General features: G+C 69.1%; 17 protein-coding genes. 8 read left to right on the forward strand and 9 right to left on the reverse strand.

The annotated features are described in order from the left end of the window. Window positions 1-80: 80 nt before the first annotated feature. The 3 genes from OXI49_12630 to OXI49_12640 form a co-directional block, all read right to left on the reverse strand. Window positions 81-1,442 carry an ABC transporter substrate-binding protein gene (locus OXI49_12630; protein MDE2691353.1) on the reverse strand — a complete coding sequence of 454 codons (1,362 nt, stop codon included), beginning with the start codon at window positions 1,440-1,442 and terminating at the stop codon, window positions 81-83. Between the two features lie 157 nt (window positions 1,443-1,599). Continuing rightward, a complete protein-coding gene (locus OXI49_12635) occupies window positions 1,600-2,184 on the reverse strand; it encodes a histidine phosphatase family protein (GenBank protein ID MDE2691354.1) in 585 nt (194 codons plus the stop codon). Window positions 2,185-2,215: 31 nt separating this feature from the next. Further along, window positions 2,216-3,670, reverse strand: a complete 1,455-nt coding sequence (locus OXI49_12640) for a thioredoxin (protein ID MDE2691355.1) — start codon at window positions 3,668-3,670, stop codon at window positions 2,216-2,218. 83 nt (window positions 3,671-3,753) lie between these two features. On the opposite strand from OXI49_12640, the gene OXI49_12645 reads away from it, so the two are divergent. From OXI49_12645 to OXI49_12680, 8 genes are all read left to right on the forward strand, one after another. Continuing rightward, entirely contained in the window at window positions 3,754-4,032 is a 279-nt protein-coding gene (locus OXI49_12645) for a hypothetical protein (protein ID MDE2691356.1), read from the forward strand. A gap of 21 nt (window positions 4,033-4,053) precedes the next feature. Next, the gene (locus tag OXI49_12650) at window positions 4,054-4,269 is read left to right on the forward strand and encodes a hypothetical protein (GenBank protein MDE2691357.1); all 216 of its coding nucleotides are present in this window, start codon (window positions 4,054-4,056) and stop codon (window positions 4,267-4,269) included. A gap of 42 nt (window positions 4,270-4,311) precedes the next feature. Further along, a complete protein-coding gene (locus OXI49_12655; protein ID MDE2691358.1) occupies window positions 4,312-5,367 on the forward strand; it encodes an MBL fold metallo-hydrolase in 1,056 nt (351 codons plus the stop codon). Between the two features lie 111 nt (window positions 5,368-5,478). Continuing rightward, window positions 5,479-6,105: a carbon monoxide dehydrogenase subunit G gene (locus tag OXI49_12660; GenBank protein ID MDE2691359.1), complete on the forward strand. Its 627-nt coding sequence runs from the start codon at window positions 5,479-5,481 to the stop codon at window positions 6,103-6,105. Window positions 6,106-6,122: 17 nt separating this feature from the next. Next, window positions 6,123-6,590: a (2Fe-2S)-binding protein gene (locus tag OXI49_12665; GenBank protein ID MDE2691360.1), complete on the forward strand. Its 468-nt coding sequence runs from the start codon at window positions 6,123-6,125 to the stop codon at window positions 6,588-6,590. Window position 6,591: 1 nt separating this feature from the next. Next, window positions 6,592-8,940 (forward strand): molybdopterin-dependent oxidoreductase, encoded by a 2,349-nt coding sequence (locus tag OXI49_12670; GenBank protein ID MDE2691361.1) that lies wholly within the window; start codon window positions 6,592-6,594, stop codon window positions 8,938-8,940. Between the two features lie 62 nt (window positions 8,941-9,002). After that, a complete protein-coding gene (locus OXI49_12675; GenBank protein ID MDE2691362.1) occupies window positions 9,003-9,851 on the forward strand; it encodes a xanthine dehydrogenase family protein subunit M in 849 nt (282 codons plus the stop codon). Between the two features lie 398 nt (window positions 9,852-10,249). Further along, window positions 10,250-10,756: a tetratricopeptide repeat protein gene (locus tag OXI49_12680; GenBank protein ID MDE2691363.1), complete on the forward strand. Its 507-nt coding sequence runs from the start codon at window positions 10,250-10,252 to the stop codon at window positions 10,754-10,756. Window positions 10,757-10,818: 62 nt separating this feature from the next. On the opposite strand, the gene OXI49_12685 is transcribed toward OXI49_12680, so the two are convergent. The 6 genes from OXI49_12685 to aceB form a co-directional block, all read right to left on the reverse strand. Next, a complete protein-coding gene (locus tag OXI49_12685; GenBank protein MDE2691364.1) occupies window positions 10,819-11,997 on the reverse strand; it encodes an acyl-CoA/acyl-ACP dehydrogenase in 1,179 nt (392 codons plus the stop codon). Between the two features lie 21 nt (window positions 11,998-12,018). Then, window positions 12,019-13,470 (reverse strand): pyruvate kinase, encoded by a 1,452-nt coding sequence (pyk, locus tag OXI49_12690; protein MDE2691365.1) that lies wholly within the window; start codon window positions 13,468-13,470, stop codon window positions 12,019-12,021. A 25-nt stretch (window positions 13,471-13,495) separates the two neighbouring features. Then, window positions 13,496-14,509 (reverse strand): type I glyceraldehyde-3-phosphate dehydrogenase, encoded by a 1,014-nt coding sequence (gene gap, locus OXI49_12695; GenBank protein MDE2691366.1) that lies wholly within the window; start codon window positions 14,507-14,509, stop codon window positions 13,496-13,498. Beyond that, window positions 14,509-15,540: a type I glyceraldehyde-3-phosphate dehydrogenase gene (locus OXI49_12700; protein MDE2691367.1), complete on the reverse strand. Its 1,032-nt coding sequence runs from the start codon at window positions 15,538-15,540 to the stop codon at window positions 14,509-14,511. Before OXI49_12700 ends, gap begins: the two co-directional genes overlap by 1 nt. A gap of 75 nt (window positions 15,541-15,615) precedes the next feature. After that, a complete protein-coding gene (locus OXI49_12705; protein MDE2691368.1) occupies window positions 15,616-16,914 on the reverse strand; it encodes a heterodisulfide reductase-related iron-sulfur binding cluster in 1,299 nt (432 codons plus the stop codon). A 39-nt stretch (window positions 16,915-16,953) separates the two neighbouring features. Continuing rightward, complete coding sequence (aceB, locus tag OXI49_12710) at window positions 16,954-18,525, reverse strand: malate synthase A (GenBank protein MDE2691369.1); 1,572 nt, start codon at window positions 18,523-18,525, stop codon at window positions 16,954-16,956. Window positions 18,526-18,588 lie beyond the last annotated feature (63 nt).

Below are 18,588 nucleotides of genomic sequence, written 5' to 3' on the forward strand. Positions count from 1 at the left end.
TTGACGGGGAGGACTATCTGCCGACCGTTCGGTAGGTTTGACGGAGAGAGTATAGCGATCCGAAACGGCGCGCCGTGTCGTTACTGGTTCCGATTCATCCGCTCGATCTGCTGCTGGAGCCTCTCGAGTTCCCGCATGCGCTCCTGACGGACCCCATCCCAGTACTTCTCGAAGTCGACCGGCTTGCCGTCGACGACCTCGTAGATGCGGGTGAACTTCTGCACGTCGCCGGTCTCCCGGAACTGGATCGTGCCGGTGACCCCCTGGAGTTCCCGAATCGCACGCATGCCCTTCAGGAAGTCGCTCGGCACGTTGATCACTTCGAGTTCAGTCAGGGCGGCGATCAGGACCCCCATCGAGTCGTAGCCGAGGCCGGCGTAGTAGCCCGGCGTGTTCAACGCGTCCTCCGCCGCAGCCAGCACATCCGCGGCCGCTTCGGCCTCGGCTCTGGCAGTCGCGAGGCCCGAATCGCCGAGGTCCATCCCCTGCAGCACCGTACTCGCGCGCTCGTCCTCCGCTACCGCCTCCTGATAGGCGGTCCAGGCGGCCGGATCGGTGTACTTCTCGCGGTAGTCGGCAACGAACGAGGCGATCGGTTCGTCCGGGCTTTCCAGGTCGAACACCGGCGCCGTGAAGTAGACGCCGTTCGCCGCCGGACCGGCGGCTTCGAGGACCGCCTCGATCATCAGCGACGAACTCGTGGCCAGTCTCTTGCCCCGACCCTCGAAACCCGCCAGACGCAGCGCCTGGATCGCCTCCGCCAGAGCCGCGCCGGAGGCCGCGACGTAGATGCCGTCCGCCTCGTACCCCAGGGCCTCCTGCACCATCGCGTTCTGGTCGGAGGATGGAGTGAAGGTCACCCGGCCCGCCAGTTCCGTTCCCCATACCGTCTCCACCGCGTCCGCAAGGGACGTACCGAAGGCCGAATCCTCGACCACCAGGGCGAGCCGCTGGACGCTCACCCGGTCGCGAAGGAAAGTCGCCATCGTCGACGCCTCGATCTCCGCGCTCGGGAAGAGGCGGTAGAAGTACTCCGACGCGCCGCTCAGTTCGGGGCTCGACGCCGAAGGCGAGACGAGCACCCGATCCGCGTCGTCGGCTACGGGCACCATGGCGAGGGCCTCGTCACTCGTGGCGCCGCCGATCGCCGCCAGCGACGTCGAGAAGGCCGTATCGAGCAACGACGCGGCCTGATCGGGGTCGCCCTCGGAGTCGATCACCTCGATGACGACGTTGTAGGCGAGTTCCTCGTCGCCGGCCATCAGCCGGTCCTGACGCAACTGGATCCCGTTGGCGATCTCCTCGCCGTAGATCCCCGCCGGGCCGGTCATCGGCAGGACGACCGAGAAGTTGACGGTCGGAACCTCGGGGCCGCAGCCCGCCGCGAGCAGCAGGCACAGCGCTCCGGGCAGCGCAAGGGTACGAGTGCGGAAGTTGTTCACTTCAGGTTCTCCATCATCCGGCAACCTCAGGGCATCGAAGCGGCGCGCCCTCCCGGGCGTCTCGTGCAATCCGGCACCAGGCAAACGGAATTGCACGATCGAATCCTTGATTCTAGGAGTCGTCGCGGCAGGAACGCAACCTCGCGGGCGGCGCCGCTCAGGTGTCGAACAGTGGGCTCGGCGCCATCCAGTGCGAGCCGTTGCGATCGAGCCGAAAACCGTTGGCGTTGCGCGTGGGCGTCGGCCGGTGCCGCCAGGTGCCGGCGATCCACGCGCGCAGGGCGGCCATCACGCCGCCGTGAGAGACGACGATGACCTGCCGCCCCTGGTGACGGTCGGCCAGTCCGGCCACCACCGGCGCCGCGCGCGAGGCGACGTCGACGAGCGACTCCCCGCCCGGCGCCCGGTGGTGCCAGAACTCCTCGACGTCGAGATCGGCCACGGCCGTCCGGTAGACCTCCCAGGGCTTGCCCCGCAGCTCTCCGAAGCAGCGCTCCTCTATACCGTCGACCTCAACCACCGGAACGCCGACTTCCGCCGCGATCTCGTCGGCGGTCTGGCGGGCGCGGCGAAAGCGGCTGCAGTACAGGTGAGACGGCTCGTACTGCTCCGCCAGCAACCGGCCGGCCTCGCGAGCCTGCCGGTGCCCGAGCTCGGTGAGCGGCTCGTGGTCGTGCCAGGTGTACCGGCTCGCCAGGTTCGCTGTACTCTCCGCGTGGCGGACCATCAGCAACGTGGACACGGGCCGTGCCGGCGCAGCGGAGTCCGCCGCCTCAGTCTCCAACCACCCGGGTGACCGGCTGGCTGCCGACCGGGCCGCTGACCCAGCCGCCGACCACCGCCGAGAACAGACCCGCGTTGCCGCCGGCATGAACCAGCAGCAACCCGCCGGGCCGGAACTTCGGCACCTGGGCGCCCGCCATCTTCTCCGGCAGGCCCTCCGCGATGCCGCCCGCGCCCCGCACGAGGTCCGCGCCGGAGCGAACGAGCACTGTGTCGAGTTCCTGCCGCAGCCTGGCCTTGTCCCAGCCCGCCCGCCGGAAGACGTTGCCGTGCTCGAAACCGACGACGAGCATGGCGTCGAAGCCGACGACGAGCTTGTGGTGGGCAACCGCCAGAAGCGCCGAGGCCAGGGAACGGGCCAGCGATTCCGGCTCGCGGGAGAGCTGGTCCACGACGCCTCGCGGCCCTTCGCCGGCGAACAGCGTAACGGCGGACTCGCCCTCGGCGACTCCCCGCTCCACGGCCAGCGACGTCCACGGTGAGTCGGCCTCGCGCTCGGGGAAGCAGAAGCTGAGCTTGCCGGGGTTGCCGAGCGTCGCCCGGTCGACCTCGCCCGGACGGGCGCCGCCGACGTTGCGCAGCACGAGCTGCAGGGCGCGGCCAATCGTGGTGTTCGCCCGGTTGCCCTGTCCCAGGACGTTCATCTTCCAGTTCATGCCGAGGGCGCTCGTGACCGGACCATTGACGACGACGATCGGGCCGGCGAAGTAGGTCGTGGCAGCCAGGCCGTGCCAGTTGAACTCCTCGGTCAGAGCCGCCTCGACCGCGGCCAGAACAACCGGCAGGTACTCCGGCCGGCAGCCGGCCATCACGGCGTTGACCGCGACCTTCTCGACCGTGCACTCGCCATAGTCCGGCGCCACCAGCCCGAGCACCTCGGAGCGGTCCCGGCGAGTGCCCGCGAGCATGCGTTCGACCCGCTCGGGCGTCGGCGGCACGACCGGCAGGCCGTCCGTCCAGCCGCGGGCGAAGCAGGCCTCGACCTCGTCCTCCTGGTCGCCGAGCTCGACCCGGCGTGCCCCGCCATCGGCGAAGAGGGCGGCGAGCCGCTCGACATGCGGCGGTTCGACGTTCAGGGCGCCGCAACCCGGACGGCTCGGCGGCAGATCGACACCGAGGTCGCCGATGCCGGTCACGTCCTCCCATTGCTCTCGGTTCCAGCCGATCGCGGTGGCCGACGTGGCGCCATCCTCCCGCGTGAGGAGCGTCGGCACGATCTCGATCCCCAGTCGGTGCGACAGGGTCAGGTCCTCGTCATGGACGGGATCGCCATCGATGGGGAACGCCGGATCGTCCTGGGTCACGACGAGGACCGGTCGGTGACGACGAACCTCCGCCAGGACCGGTTCCACCAGCTGGCACGTCGGGCAGTCCTTCTTGACCACGGCGACCAGACCCTGGTCGAAGCCCGGCGGCGGAGCGGAGGTCGAGGGTGCCTCGGTCATGGCCGGCGACCCTACCACCCAGTTCCGCGGCGCCAGTTCCTGGTTGCGTCGTGTATCGTTCAGGCCTCACTCAGGAGACTCCCATGGTCCAGACTCTGATCGACCCGACGAACGAGGCCGCGGCCGCCGCGCGCACGGCGGCGCCGCGCCTCGACGCCATCGGCGGCAAGACGATCGCCCTGCTCGACATCTCGAAGGCTCGTGGCGACGTCTTCCTCGATCGCGTCGAGGAGCGGATCGCCAGCCGGGGCGCCAACGTTCTCCGCTTCACCAAGCCCACCTTCTCCAAGGTGGCGCCGGCCGACCTGCGCGCCGAGATCGCCCAGCGTTGCGACGCGGTGATCGAAGCGCTAGCCGACTGAGGGTCCTGCACGTCGTGCAGTGTGCACGACACGACCCAGTTGGAAGAGATGGGGCTGCCGTCCGTGTTCGTCGCCTCGTGCGAGTTCCAGGACGCCGCCGAGTCGCAGTCGAAGTCGCTCGGCTCCACGCCCGAGGTCGTCTACGTGCGGCACCCGATCCAGGACCGCACGGACGACGAGATGGGCGAGATCGCCGACCAGGCGGTCGACTCCCTCGTCTCCGCGCTGACCAACTGACCCGGGCCGCAACGCCGGCCCACACGAGGGCTTGCTAGGCCCATGCGGGCAGGTACGTCAAGCGCGAAGAAACAGCTCGAGTCGCCCCGGCGTTTCGTGACCGCCGCCGGGCGGGTCGTCTACGCGTTGAACTTCGAGGTGTTCCCGAACTTCTTCGGCAACGTCTACCTGATCGACGACGGTGACCGTCGCATCCTGGTCGACTGCGGCTCGGGCATGGACTTCTCGAACGAAAACCTGGTCCGCGGCATGGCCTCGATCGAGGACCGCTTCGGCGCCCGCGTCGGCCTCACCGACATCGACGTGATCCTGATCACCCACGGCCACATGGATCACTTCGGCGGCCTCCAGTTCGTCCGCAGCCACACCGACGCGCCGGTCGGCATCCACGTCCTCGACCGCCGCGTGCTGACCCACTACGAGGAGCGGGTCGTCGTCGCCTCGCAGCAACTCCGCGTGTTCCTGCACCGCGCCGGCCTGTCGGCCGGTAAGCGCGAGCAGTTGATGACGATGTACACGGCGCCCAAGGCGCGCTACGGCTCGGTGCCGGTCCAGTTCCTGCTCGAGGAGGGCCAGCCCGTGCGGGACGGGAACGGGGCCGACCTCGGCATCGAGGTCCTGCACGTCCCGGGACACTGCCCCGGCCAGGTCTGCCTGCGCATCGACGACGTGCTGCTGACCGCCGACCACGTGCTGGCGCGGATCACGCCCCACCAGTCGCCCGAGTCGTTGACCCTGAACATGGGCCTCGGCCACTACCTCGATGCGCTGGGCAAGGTCGAGAAGCTGGACGGCGTGCGGGTCGGTCTGGGCGGCCACGAGGAGCCGATCGAGGACGTGACGGCGCGGGTCGGGGAGATTCGCGAGTCCCACGACAAACGGCTGGACGTGATCATGGACACCTGCCAGGCGCCGCAGACCACCGCGGACATCAGCCGCCGGCTTTTCGGAGCGGTGCGCGGCTACACCGTGCTGCTCGCCCTGGAGGAGGCCGGAGCGCACGTCGAGTACCTCTACCAGCGAGGCGAACTCGTGGCCGAGAACGTCGGCGAACTGGAGTCCGAGCAGGACCCGGTCGTTCGCTACGTCCGGGCATAGAAGGGCGCCGGACTCTGTGGTAGATCTGCACCCTGCTGCGCCATGTCCGCCACGGCTACTACTTCACACTGCGGCTCGCCGCCGGGCCCCTGACGCCCTCCCCCGCGGAACGTGAAGATCAAGGGCTCGCACACGCTGGCCGTACCGCGCGGCGTCGTCTGGGAAGCCATCCTCGATCCCGAGGTCCTTTCGCGAACGCTGCCGGGCTGCGAGGATATGGCGCCGGTCGGCGACAACCGCTTCCGCGGCAAGCTGAAGATGAAGGTTGGGCCCGTCCAGGGCGTGTTCGAGGGCGGAGTCGAACTCCTCGATCTCGATCCGCCGAACGGCTACAACCTGAAGATGGACGGCAAGGGCGCCCCCGGCTTCGTCAACGGCAACGGCTCGATCCGCCTGGAAGACGAAGGCGACGGCGGCACCCTGCTCCACTACGAGATCGACGCCCAGGTCGGCGGCCGCATCGCCGCCGTCGGCCAGCGGTTGCTCGACAGCTCGGCCAAGGTGCTGACCCGACAGGGCCTGCAGGGCCTGGAGCAGCAACTCGCCGCGCGTCAGCCTGCACCGGCATCCGTACCCGCTCCAGCCGACACCTCCGAAGCCGCCCCCGCGGCCCCGTCCCAGGCCGCCTTCGCCGGCCGCTTCGCCGCCGGCATGGCCAGAGAGTTCTGGCCCTACCTGGTCGGCGGCGCCCTGGTCGCCCTGGCGGCCATCGCCATCTCGCTCCGAGCGTGCTCATAGAAAGGAGACACCCAGCAATGACCGTGTCCATTCAACTCGAAGTCAACGGAAAGCCCGTTCAGGCAGCGGTCGAACCGCGACGCCTGCTGGTCCACTTCCTGCGCGAGGATCTGGGCCTGACCGGCGCCAACATCGGCTGCGAGACGAGCCTCTGCGGGGCCTGCACCGTGCTGGTGGACGGCGACGCGGTCAAATCCTGCACCATGCTAGCGGCGCAGGCCGACGGCGCCTCGGTGACCACGATCGAGGGGCTGGCCCAGAACGGCGACCTGCATCCGCTCCAGGAGGGCTTCTGGGAGAAGCACGGCCTGCAGTGCGGCTACTGCACGCCGGGCATGATCCTCTCCGCGAACTACCTCCTGGCCCAGAACCCGAGCCCGAGCGACGAGGAGATCCGCGAGGGACTCAAGGGCAACATCTGCCGTTGCACCGGCTACCACAACATCGTCGAAGCGGTGAAGTACGCCGCGGAGAGGATGAGCTGACATGGCACGGGTACTCGGCACCTCGATCAAGCGCCGGGAGGACCCGGCGCTCATCACCGGCCGCGGCAAGTACACCGACGACCTCCAGGCCGCCGGCATGGCGCATGCCGCGATCGTTCGCAGCCCGTACGCTCATGCCCGGATTCGCGGCATCGACACCTCCGCCGCCGAGGCGCTTCCCGGCGTCCTCGCCGTGCTCACGGCCCGTGACGTCGCGGCCGCCGGCATTCCCGGCGTGGTTCCTGTCGGCTGGCTGCTACCGGACCTGAAGACCCCTGCTCACCCGATGATCGCGGCCGACACGGTCCGCCACGTCGGCGACGCGGTGGCCGTCGTCGTCGCCGAGGACCGATACCTCGCCCGCGACGCCGCCGAGCGGGTCGCCGTCGACTACGAACCGCTCGACGCGGTGGCCGACGTCGTGGCCGCTCTCGAGGACGGAGCGCCCGGGGTCCACGAGGACGCGCCCGGGAACGTGGCCTTCGACTGGGAGATCGGCGACCGCGAATCGGTCGACGCCGCCTTCGCCTCCGCCGCGCACACGGTCGAGCTCGACCTGCGCAACAACCGGCTGATCCCCCACGCGATCGAACCGCGCGCGGTGCTCGCCTCCTACGACTCGTCCACCGGCGAGATGACGATCCACATGACGAGCCAGAACCCGCACGTGCACCGGCTGCTGATGACGCTCGCGTCGCTCGGCATGCCCGAGCACAAGGTGCGGATCGTCGCTCCCGAAGTCGGCGGCGGTTTCGGCAGCAAGATCCATCACTACGCCGACGAGGCGATCGTCGGCCTGTGTTCGATGAAGCTCGACCGGCCGGTCAAGTGGACCGCGACGCGGACCGAGACGAACCTGACCGACGCCCACGGCCGCGACCACTCGACGCAGTGCGCGCTGGCGCTCGACGCGGACGGCCGCATCACGGGCCTGCGCGTCGACACCGCGGCCGCGATGGGCGCCTATCTCTCGACCTTCGCGCCGGCAGTGCCGACCTACCTCTACGGCACGTTGATGTCCGGCCAGTACGACATCCCGGCGATCCACTGCCACGTCACCGGCGTGTTCACCCACACGGCCCCGGTCGACGCCTACCGCGGCGCCGGGCGGCCAGAGGCCACCTACGTCGTCGAGCGGCTGATGCATCTCGCCGGCGAGGCCACCGGTCTGGGCCCGGTCGAGGTGAGGCGCCGCAACTTCGTGTCGCCGGACGCCTTCCCGTACCAGACGCAGGTCGCCCTAGCCTACGACTCCGGCAACTACGGACCGGCGATGGACCGCGCGCTGGAGATGATCGGCTACGACGACCTGCGGACTCAGCAGGCGTCGCGCCGCGGCAACGGCGGCGGCAAGCTGATCGGTATCGGTTTCTCGTCCTACATCGAGGCCTGCGGGCTGGCGCCGTCGGCGGTCGTCGGCTCGCTGGGCGCCCAGGCCGGCCAGTGGGAGAGCGCCGACGTGCGCGTCCACCCGACCGCCTCGGTCACCGTCTACACGGGTTCCTCGTCTCACGGCCAGGGACACGAGACGACCTTCTCCCAGATCGTCGCGGACAAGCTCGGCATCGACCCCGAGGCGGTCGAGGTGATCCACGGCGACACGGATCTCGTCCAGTTCGGGATGGGCACCTACGGCAGCCGCAGCGCCGCCGTCGGCGGCTCGGCCATCGTCAAGAGCGTCGAGAAGATCATCGAGAAGGGCAAGAGGATCGCCGCCCACCTGCTCGAAGCCTCGGCCGAGGACCTCGAGTACGAGGACGGCAGCTTCCGCGTGGCCGGCTCGCCCGACCGCGCGCTCGCTCTAGGCGACGTGGCGCTCCAGGCCTACCTGGCGCACAACTACCCCGACGACCTGGAGCCGGGCCTCTCCGCCACGAGCTTCTATGACCCGGCGAACTTCACCTATCCCTTCGGCACCCACGTCTGCGTGGTCGAGGTCGACACGGAAACCGGCTCGATCGACTTGCTGCGCTACGCGGCGGTCGACGACGTCGGCAACGTGATCAACCCGATGATCGTCGACGGCCAGCTCCACGGGGGGCTGGCCCAGGGCATCGGCCAGGCGCTGTGGGAGAACGCGGTCTACGACGAGAGCGGCCAGCTCGTGTCCGGCTCGCTCATGGACTACGCCGTGCCCAAGATTCACAACCTGATCCCGTTCGAGCTCGACCGCACGACGACCCCGTGCCCGCACAACCCGCTGGGCGTCAAGGGCGTCGGCGAGGCGGGCGCGATCGCCTCGCCGGCCGCGGTGGTCAACGCCGTGGTCGACGCGCTCTCACCGTTCGGGATCAGCCACATCGACATGCCGCTCACGCCCGAGAAGGTGTGGCGGGCCGTCAACAGCTAACAACTGCGTCCGTCTAACATCCGCAGCCGAACAACCGAAGCTGCCGAATCAGGAGCACCGATATGTACCCAGCCCAATTCGATTACCGCCGCGCCGGATCGGTCGATGAAGCCCTCGGCCTGCTGCAGGAGCACGAAGACGCGAAGCTGATGGCCGGCGGCCACAGCCTGATCCCGATGATGAAGCTGCGTCTCGCCCAGCCGCCAGTCGTCATCGACATCGGCCGCCTCGACGAACTCAAGGGCATCTCCGAAGCGGGCGGCTCGGTCAGGGTCGGCTCGCTGACGACTCACGCCGACATCGCGGCTTCCGACGTGCTCGCGGCCCACTGCCCGGTGCTCGCCGAAGCGGCCGGTCACATCGGCGACGCCCAGGTCCGCAACCGCGGCACGATCGGCGGCAACATCGCCCACGCCGACCCGGGCTCCGACATACCTCCGGTGCTCGTCCTGCTCGGCGCCTCCGTCCACCTGCAGTCGCCTTCCGGCACCCGCTCGGTCGCCGCGGGCGACTTCTTCCAGGACCTGCTGATGACGGACGTCGGCGAAGACGAGATCCTCACCCACGTCGATGTCCCGGCGCTCGGCAGCGGCAGCGGCTCCGCCTACCTCAAGTTCGAGCACCCGGCCTCCGGCTACGCCGTCGTCGGCGCCGCCGCAGCCGTCACCGTCCAGAACGGCCGCTGCACCGCCGCCGGCCTGGTCGTCGGCGGCGTCTCCGCCACGCCGACCACCGTCGATGTATCAAGTCTCGTCGGCACCGACCTCTCCGACGACGCGATCGCCGCCGCAGCCTCCGGCCTGGACGCCGAAGATCCCATCGGCGACATCTTCGCCTCCGGCGACTACCGCGTCCACGTCGGCAAGGTCTACGGCAAGCGAGCACTGGCGGCGGCCCGGGATCGGGCGTAGCAGGCTCGCTTCGTAGGCTCGTCGCTTCGCGACTCGCGCCTTTGGGGCGCGTTGTGGCAGCCGAGGTTCGGACCCGCCTGCGGAGAGGGCGGGGGGAGGGTCCCATCGGCCGCTCACGCTCTCTGGATGGATGGTACGGACGCGCTCGCTTCGGTCGGCTGCGTTTCACGTCGGCGTCGGTGACTGAAGGGGCGCCGGGCGTCACTTGCCTCCAGCCCGCTGGGACCCTCCCCCCGCCCTCTCCGCAGGCTGGACCGCGTCGGTTGCCGGCGCTACGGAGATCCGGAGGACCGGGGATGCCCCGCTAACCTGTCCCGGCAATGGGTGAAACCTCTCGGCGTTCCCGGCTGAATCGGGCTCGCGAGCTCTCGAACGCGGCCTGGAAGCTGCGTGCGACGGTGACTGCCAACCCCGTCGAGCGTGAGGAGACTGCGCGGCTCGTTCGAGAGCAGCTCAGCGAAGCGGTGGCGTTGTGCCGTGGCGCCGGCGATGACCGGGAGTTGGCGACAGCCCTTCGGCGGCTCGGGCATGTGGAACAGGATGCCGGCCGCGACGACGTCGCGGCCGCCCGCTACGAGGAAGCCGTCGCCGTCGCGCGCCGGACCGGCGATCCGCTTTTGCTGGCTCATGCGATCCGTCACGTTGGCGACGCGCATCGCAGCGCGCGGCGATTCGCCGTGGCGGAGACCTGCTACGACGAGGCCCTGGCCCTCTATGCCGCCGAAGACGAGCCACCTGCGCTCGACTACGCGAACGTGATCCGACCGATGGCGATCCTCAAGGAAGCCCTCGGGGCAACCGACGAAGCATGGCTCCTGTGGCAACAGGCAAAGACGCTCTACGCCGCCGTTCCCATCGTCGCCGGCGTAGCGGAGTGCGACGAGAACCTCGCCCGACTCGGCTGAATCGCGGGTCCGACACAAGGAACCGGTCTCCGACCGGCACGCGTCCGCCGGCCGTTCCGGCATCAGTAGCTGCGCGGCAGTCCGAGGACGTGCTGGGCCAGGTAGGTGAGCACGAGGTTCGTCGAGATCGGCGCCGTCTGGAAAAGGCGGCATTCGCGCCACTTGCGTTCGATGTCGTACTCGGTGGCGAAGGCGAAGCCGCCGAAGGTCTGGAAGCAGGTGTCGCCGGCCTTCCAGGCAGCTTCGGAGGCGAGGAGCTTGGCGCTGTTGGCTTCGGCTCCGCATTCGCGGCCGGCGTCGTAGAGGGCGGCGGCCTTGCGGACGATCATCTCGGCGGCGTCGGTTTCGGCTTGGGCGCGGGCGATCGGGAACTGGATGCCCTGGTTCTGGCCGATTGGCCTTCCGAACACTTCGCGCTCGTTGGCGTACTCTACGGCGCGGCGGATGAAGTAGCGGGCATCGCCGATCGCCTCCGAGGCGAGGAGGATGCGCTCGGCATTCATACCGCTCAGGATGTACCTGAAACCGTGACCCTCCTCCCCGATCCGGCTGCTGACCGGGATGCGCAGGTCGTCGAAGAAGACCTGGGTCGTGCCGTGGTTGATCATCGTGTCGATCGGCTGGATCTCCAGACCGTTGCCTCGCGCCTCGCGGAGGTCGACGAGGAACACGGACAGGCCGCGTGAACGCTTCTCCACCTGGTCGGCCGCCGTCGTGCGGGCGAGCAGGATCATCAGGTCCGAGTGGAGCGCCCGGCTGGTCCAGATCTTCTGGCCGTTCACGACGTAGCTGTCGCCGTCGCGGACCGCCGTGGTCCTGAGCTGCGTGGTGTCCGAACCCGTCACCGGCTCGGTGACGCCGAACGCCTGAAGCCGGAGTTCGCCGCTGGCGATCTTCGGAAGGTACTGCTGTTTCTGCTCGTCGCTGCCGTGGCGCAGCACGGTGCCCATCGTGTACATCTGGGCGTGGCAGGCGGCGGCGTTGCAGCCGCTCGAGTGGATCGTCTCGAGCACCACGCAGGCGGCGCGCAGAGGCAGACCCGAGCCTCCGTACTCCTCGGGAATCAGACAGCCCAGGTACTCGTGCTCGGTGAGCGCCTGCACGAACTCCGTCGGGTACTCGGCGGCGGCATCGAGCCGCCGCCAGTACTCGCCCGGGAACTGCTCGCAGATGCGGCGGACCGGGTCGCGGAGGAAGGCGTAGTCGTTCTCGATCGAAACGTGGAGGTCGCTGTCGCTCATGGGGCGTGATCGTAGCGCCAGCTACTGCGGGCGCACGCGGTGAATCCGCATCAGGTTCGTCGGCGGCCGGTCCTGGATCGGGTCGCCCATCAGCAGCACGATCGTGTCGCCGGGCAGCGCCAGATTGCCGACCAGGAGTTGCCGGTCGACCATCGCGACGACCTCGTCGTGGTGGTAGACCTCCTGGTCCATCTTCACGGAGTGAACGCCCCAGACGAGCTGGAGCTCGCGCATCGACCGCGATTCGCGCGTGAAGGCGAACACCGGCGTCGACGGCCGGCGGCAGGCAACCTGGCGAGCCGTGAAACCGCCCTGGCTGAGGACGACGATGCCCTGCGCGGTCAAATGGCGCGCCGACAGGATCGCCGCGGCGGAGACCGTCTCGGGGATCTCCAGGGTGCCCGGCCGGTGCGGCGGCTCGATGTCGTACGGGCCGACTTCCATCGTGTGGAAGCCGACCGGCTGCGAGGTGTGCTTCGAGAGGTTGTAGCGCTCCGACTCGGTGATGATCCGGTGCATCGTCTGGACTGACTCCAGCGGATAGCGCCCGGCGGCGCTCTCGCCGGAGAGCATCATCGCGTCGGCGCCGTCGAACACCGCGTTCGCCACGTCCGAGGACTCGGCCCGGGTTGGGCGCGGATGCTCGATCATCGACTCCAGCATCTGGGTCGCGACGATCACCGGACGGGCGTGCCGCCAACCGCTCTCGATGATCCGCTTCTGCACCACCGGCACCTGGTGCAGGGGGATCTCCACTCCCAGGTCGCCGCGCGCCACCATCACCCCGTCGGACTCGAGCACGATCTCGTCGAGGTGGTCGAGCGCCCGCCGCCGTTCGAGCTTGGCAATGATCTGCAGCGGCCGGCCTGCCTCCCGCGACGCTTCCCGCACCTGGACCACGTCCGCCGGCGTACCGATGTAGCTCGCCGCGAGAAAGTCGGCGTCCTCCTCCACCGCCAGCCGAATGTCCTCGATGTCCTTCGCGGAAATCCGGAACGGCAGATGACTGTCCGGCAGGTTGACGCCCTTGCGGCTCGACACGGCACCGCCGACGACGACCTCCGCCTCGATCCTCTCCCCATCCTTCGAGCGCACCTCCAGTTGCACGCGACCGTCGTCGATCAGGATCTGCTCGCCCGGCTGGACGTGCCGGACCATGTCCCGGTGGAGGGGCAGATCGGCCTCCGTGCTCGCGCCCAGGCCGACCACATCGCCCTCCCTGAGCACCCGCGCCCCCTCGAAACGATCGAGCCGGTGGCGGGGCCCCATCAGGTCGACCATCACACCGACCGGCCGGCCGACCTCCTTGCTGACCTCCCGCACCAGACGAATCAGACGCCGGTGTTCTTCCCTGGTGCCGTGCGACTGGTTCAACCGGACGACGTTGACGCCTGCGCGGATCAGACGCGCGAGCGTCTTCTCGCTCGAACTCGCCGGTCCGATCGTGGCGACGATCTTGGCTCGACGCTGCACGATCCAGGTCCCCTGTTCTGCCGGCTCAGGACTCGAACTGCGCCAGCCGCTCGATCAGGTCCGCGACCCGGTTCGAGTAGCCCCATTCGTTGTCATACCACGACACGACGCGGGCATACACGCCGCCGCCCCCGGCCGGACTGACCCGGGTCAGCGGCGCGTCGAAGATCGACGAGTGGGGGTTGCCGAGAATGTCGGTCGAGACGAGGGGGTCTTCCGAGTACTGGAGGATGCCGGCCAGGTTCGACTCCGCAGCAGTCGAGGCCGCCGCGTTGACGGCCTCGGCGGTCGGAGCGCCACGCAGCCGGCAGGTCAGGTCGACGATCGAGCCGTCCGCCACCGGCACCCGCATCGCCATGCCGTCGAGCTTGCCGTTCAGGTGCGGAAGCACCTTGCCAACGGCGCGCGCGGCGCCGGTCGTCGTCGGGATGATGTTGGCGGTCGCCGAACGGCTGCGACGCGGGTCGCTGTGCGGCGAGTCGACGAGGCGCTGGCCGTTGGTGTAAGCGTGGACGGTCGTAATGAAGCCCTCCTCGAAACCGAAGGCGTCGTCCAGCGTCTTGGCAAGGGGCGCCAGGCAGTTCGTCGTGCAGGAGGCGTTCGAGACGACCCGATGCTCGGCGCCCAGATCGTCGTCGTTGACACCGAGCACGATCATGGCGTCGATCTCGTCCTTCGCGGGAACCGTGAGGACGACCCGCGGAGCGCCAGCGTCGAGATGCTGCGCCACCTGGGCGCGCGTCCGGAACACGCCGGTCGACTCGACCGCGACATCGACGCCGAGGTCGCTCCAGGGCAACCTGGACGGATCCCGCTCCGCCGACAGCCGGATGTCCCGGCCGCCGACTCGAAAACCGTTCCCGGCCACTTCGACCGGTTGATCGAAGACGCCCTGCACGGTGTCGTAGCGCAGCAGATAGGCGAGGCGGTCCGCGTCGAACAGGTCGTTGATGCCGACGACCTCGACGTTCGGCCGGCCGGCGAGGATGCGAAAGACGCTGCGGCCGATGCGACCGAAGCCATTGATGCCGACGCGGATCACGAGACACCCCCTTCGGCGCCGGCCGCTTCCTCTAGCGCGGCGACAAGCTCCAGGAGCCGGTGCAGGTAGCCCCAGCCGTTGTCGAACCAGGCGATCGTCTTGGAGACGTGTTCGCCCAGGGTCATCGTCGCCTGCGAGTCGAAGATGCAGGTCGCGCGGCTGCCCGCGGTGTCGGCGGAGACGATTGCCTCCCGCTCGAAGCGCAGCCGGCCCTTCCACTCGCCGCCGGCGGCAGCCGCCACCGCGTCGTTGACCGAGTCGACCGTCACCCCGTCGCGGTGCCAGCAGACCAGATCGACGACGGAGCCGTTCGACACCGGCACATCCATCGCCGAGGCCGACAACTTGCCGTTCAGCTCAGGCAGCACGCTCGCGAGCTCTTCGGCCGCTCCCGTCGCGGCGGGAATGATGTTCTCGCCCGCGGCCCGGCCCTTGCGAAGTTCCGGCGCCGGCACGTCGGCCAGCCTCGAACCCGCCCCGTAGGCGCGAACCGAGCTGATGAACGCCTGTTCGACGCCGAAGGCCCCATCGAGGATGCGCAGCAACGGCCCCGCGCAGTGCGCGGTGAACGAGCCGGCGGAGACGATCCGGTCCGACGGTTCGAGTTGATCCTCGTTCAGGCCGACGACGACCGTCCGGTCCAGTTCCCCGCCTGGCGGAGCGCAGAGCACGACACGCTCGGCGCCAGCCGCGAGATGCCCCTCGAGTTCGCTCCGCGTCGGCTGGCTGTCCCGGAAGTCCACGACCGTCGTGACGCCCAGGTCGCCCCAGGGAGTCTCGCCCGCGCCCCGCGCAGGAACCACAGGCGCGCTGCAGCCGTTGATGCTCAGGCTTCCATCGTCCAGAGCAACTTCGCCGTCGAAGCGCCACGGCAGGGTCGAGAACTGCAGGAGATAGCGGAGCATCTCCGGGTCGGCGGTCTCGGCCACGGCCCCTATCTCGACTTCGGGGCGGTCCAGGGAAAGGCGAAACAGGCTCCGGCCAAGAAGTCCGAAGCCCTGGAGTCCAATGCGAGTCGTTGTCGTCATCCGGGTCTGAAGGTAGTGAAAGGGTAAGAAGAAGCGGTCAACGAACGGGCGCAGGATAACCGACCAGGAGAGCCCTCAGTTCGCCCCGTGTGCGGAGGCCAGGATCTCCATCGTGTGGCGGACAGGAACCCCGCTGCCCAGGCGCCGCAGGTGACTCTCGATCTGGGTCAGACAGCCGATGTTGCCGGTCGCGATCACGTCCGGCTCGCCTTCCAGCAACGCCTCCGCCTTGCGTCGTCCCAACCGGGCCGCGAGTTCGGGTTCCTCCAGGTTGTAGATCCCCGCCGAACCGCAGCAGATCTGCCAGTCGCGCGGCTCGACCAGGGTCAGGTTGGGCACGCCGGTCAGCAGTCGCCGCGGCGCCGTCCGCTCCCGCTGGGCGTGAGCGAGGTGACAGGCATCGTGGTAGACGACGCGCAGCGGCTCCGGTAGCGCTGGCGGCGCCCCGGTTTCGAGGGCGGCCAGGAAGGTGGACACGTCCCGCACCTTGGCGGCCAGGGCACGGGCGGCTTTCTCCTCGGGCCGTCCCGCGAACAGGAGGCCATACTCCTTGAGGCCCGAGCCGCAGCCCGCCGCGTTGGTCAGCACCGCATCGACGTCCGCCAGCAAACCCTCGGGACGGAAGATCCGCATCAGGGCGCCGGCCGAAGCCCGGGCGCGCCGGGCATCGCCGGCGTGAAAGGCGAGGGAGCCGCAGCACGCTTCCTCCCTGGGAACGACGACCTCCACGCCGCGACGGGTGAGCACCTCGATCGTCGCCCGGTGAATGCGCGGCGCCAGGACCTGCTGCGCGCAGCCGGCCAGAAGCGCAACCCGGGCGCGTCGCTCGCCCACCGCCGGAAACGTCCCGAACCCGACTTCGGCCCGGTCCGTGGACTGCGGAAGCAGGTCGAGCGGCGCGGCGAGCCGGGCCGGCAACAGTGCGCGCAGCAACCCGCGGAATGGCGTAGCCAGGCGGCCCAGCCGCAGCATCCAGCGCAACCGGGCGGGGCTCGCCAGCGTGTCCAGCATCAGGCCACGCCAGAAGCGATCGAATCCCGAACGGCGACGGCTGTCCTCGGCCAGCTCGCGGAAGGGCATCAGCAGTTCCCCGTACTCGACGCCGGAAGGACAGGCGGTCACGCAGGACATGCAGCCCAGGCACGGGTCGATATGGCCCAGCGCCTCTTCCAGGTCGAGGTTGCCCTCGAGGACCTCCTTCATCAGCACGATGCGGCCGCGCGGCGAGTCCATCTCCTCGCCGAGTTCGACGTAGGTCGGGCACGCCGGAAGGCAGAAGCCACAGTGGACGCAGGCCGAAACCGCTTCCGCCATCGGTGCGGCCGCGGCGCCGATCTCCGTTCGCAGCGCGTCCAACTCGATCGCGTGCTGCATTGGCGCGAGCGTAACGCAGCGATCGCGCCCCAAGGACCCCTAGATGTGCTGGTACGCCTGAAGCGTCAGGAACTCCTGGAACTCGGAGCCGAGCACCAGGTCGTCGAGCAACTCGACCGCGAGGCCGTAGCGGCTGGCTTCACGGCCTCCGAGCTGGCTCAGTTCCTCGTCGCGCACCTGCTCGTAGAGCTCGGCCGTGACCTTCTCGCCGTTGTCCATCCGCGCGTTGCGGTGGACCCACTGCCAGAGCTGGGCCCGGGCGATCTCGGCGGTTGCCGCGTCCTCCATCAGGTTGTTGATCGCCGCCGCGCCGTTGCCGTTGAGCCAGGAGTTCATGTACTGGAGCCCCACGGAGACGTTGTTGCGCAGCCCCTGCTCGGTCAGCGAACCGCCGGGCACGTTCAGATCGATCAGGCTCCCGGGCTCGATGGAGACGTCCTGGCGCAGCCGCTCCTTCTGGTTGGAGCGGCCTTCCATCTTCGTGGAGAACACTTCCAGGGCGATCGGCACCAGGTCCGGATGGGCCACCCAACTGCCGTCGAAACCGTCGCCGGCCTCGCGCTCCTTGTCGGCGCGGACCGCCGCCAGCGCCGTCGCGTTGACCTCCGGATCGCGCCGGCTGGGGATGAAGGCCGCCATGCCGCCGATCGCGTGCGCGCCGCGACTGTGGCAGGTGCGGACCAGGAGCTCCGTGTAGGAGCGCATGAAGGGAACGGTCATCGTGATCTGGCCGCGGTCGGGCAGCACCAGGTCCTCGCGAAACGCGAACTTCTTGATCGCGCTGAAGATGTAGTCCCAGCGCCCGGCGTTGAGCCCCGCCGAGTGGTCGCGCAGCTCGTAGAGGATCTCCTCCATCTCGAAGGCAGCGAGAATCGTCTCGATCAGCACCGTGGCGCGGACGCTGCCCTGCGGTACGCCGAGCGCGCCCTGGGCCGCGACGAAGATGTCGTTCCAGAGCCGCGCCTCGTGACGGTTCTCCAGCTTCGGCAGATAGAAGTACGGACCGCTGCCGCGACCGAGTGCTTCCTTCGCGTTGTGGAAGAAGTAGAGGCCGAAGTCGAAGATGCCGGCCGAGACAGGGCGGCCGTCGATCAGCGCGTTCTTCTCGATCAGGTGCCAGCCGCGCGGACGCACCAGCAGGGTCGCGATCTCGTCCTTGAGGCGGTACTCCTTGCCGTTGCCGGGGTTCGTGAACTCCAACTGGCGCCGCACGGCGTCGTACAGGTTCTGCTGGCCCTCGATCACGTTGCGCCAGCTCGGACTGAGCGCGTCCTCGATGTCGGCCATGAAGACCTTCGCGCCGGAGTTCAGCGCGTTGATCATCATCTTGCGATCGACCGGGCCGGTGATCTCGGCCCAGCGGCAGTTCAGGTCCGCTGGCGTGGGCGCCACCTTCCAGTCGCCGTCCCGGACTTCTTGCGTCTCGGGCGGGAACGTCGGATCCTCGCCGGCCTGGATGCGGGCGTGACGATCGACCCGGTCCTGGAGCAACTGAACCCGGCGTTCTTCGAACTGCCTGCAAAGGTCGCCCGCGAACTCGAGCGCCTCCGGCGTCAGGATGTGTTCCGCCGCCTCGAAGTCCCGCGGTCCGGTGATCTCTATCCCACTCATGCTGCCGTCTCCCCTGGGGCCGGCCTGTCGCCGGCGTCTCGTTTCCCCTTCTGCTGCAACCTG

Source organism: Acidobacteriota bacterium (genome assembly GCA_028875725.1).
In the GTDB taxonomy this organism is placed as follows: domain Bacteria; phylum Acidobacteriota; class Thermoanaerobaculia; order Multivoradales; family Multivoraceae; genus Multivorans.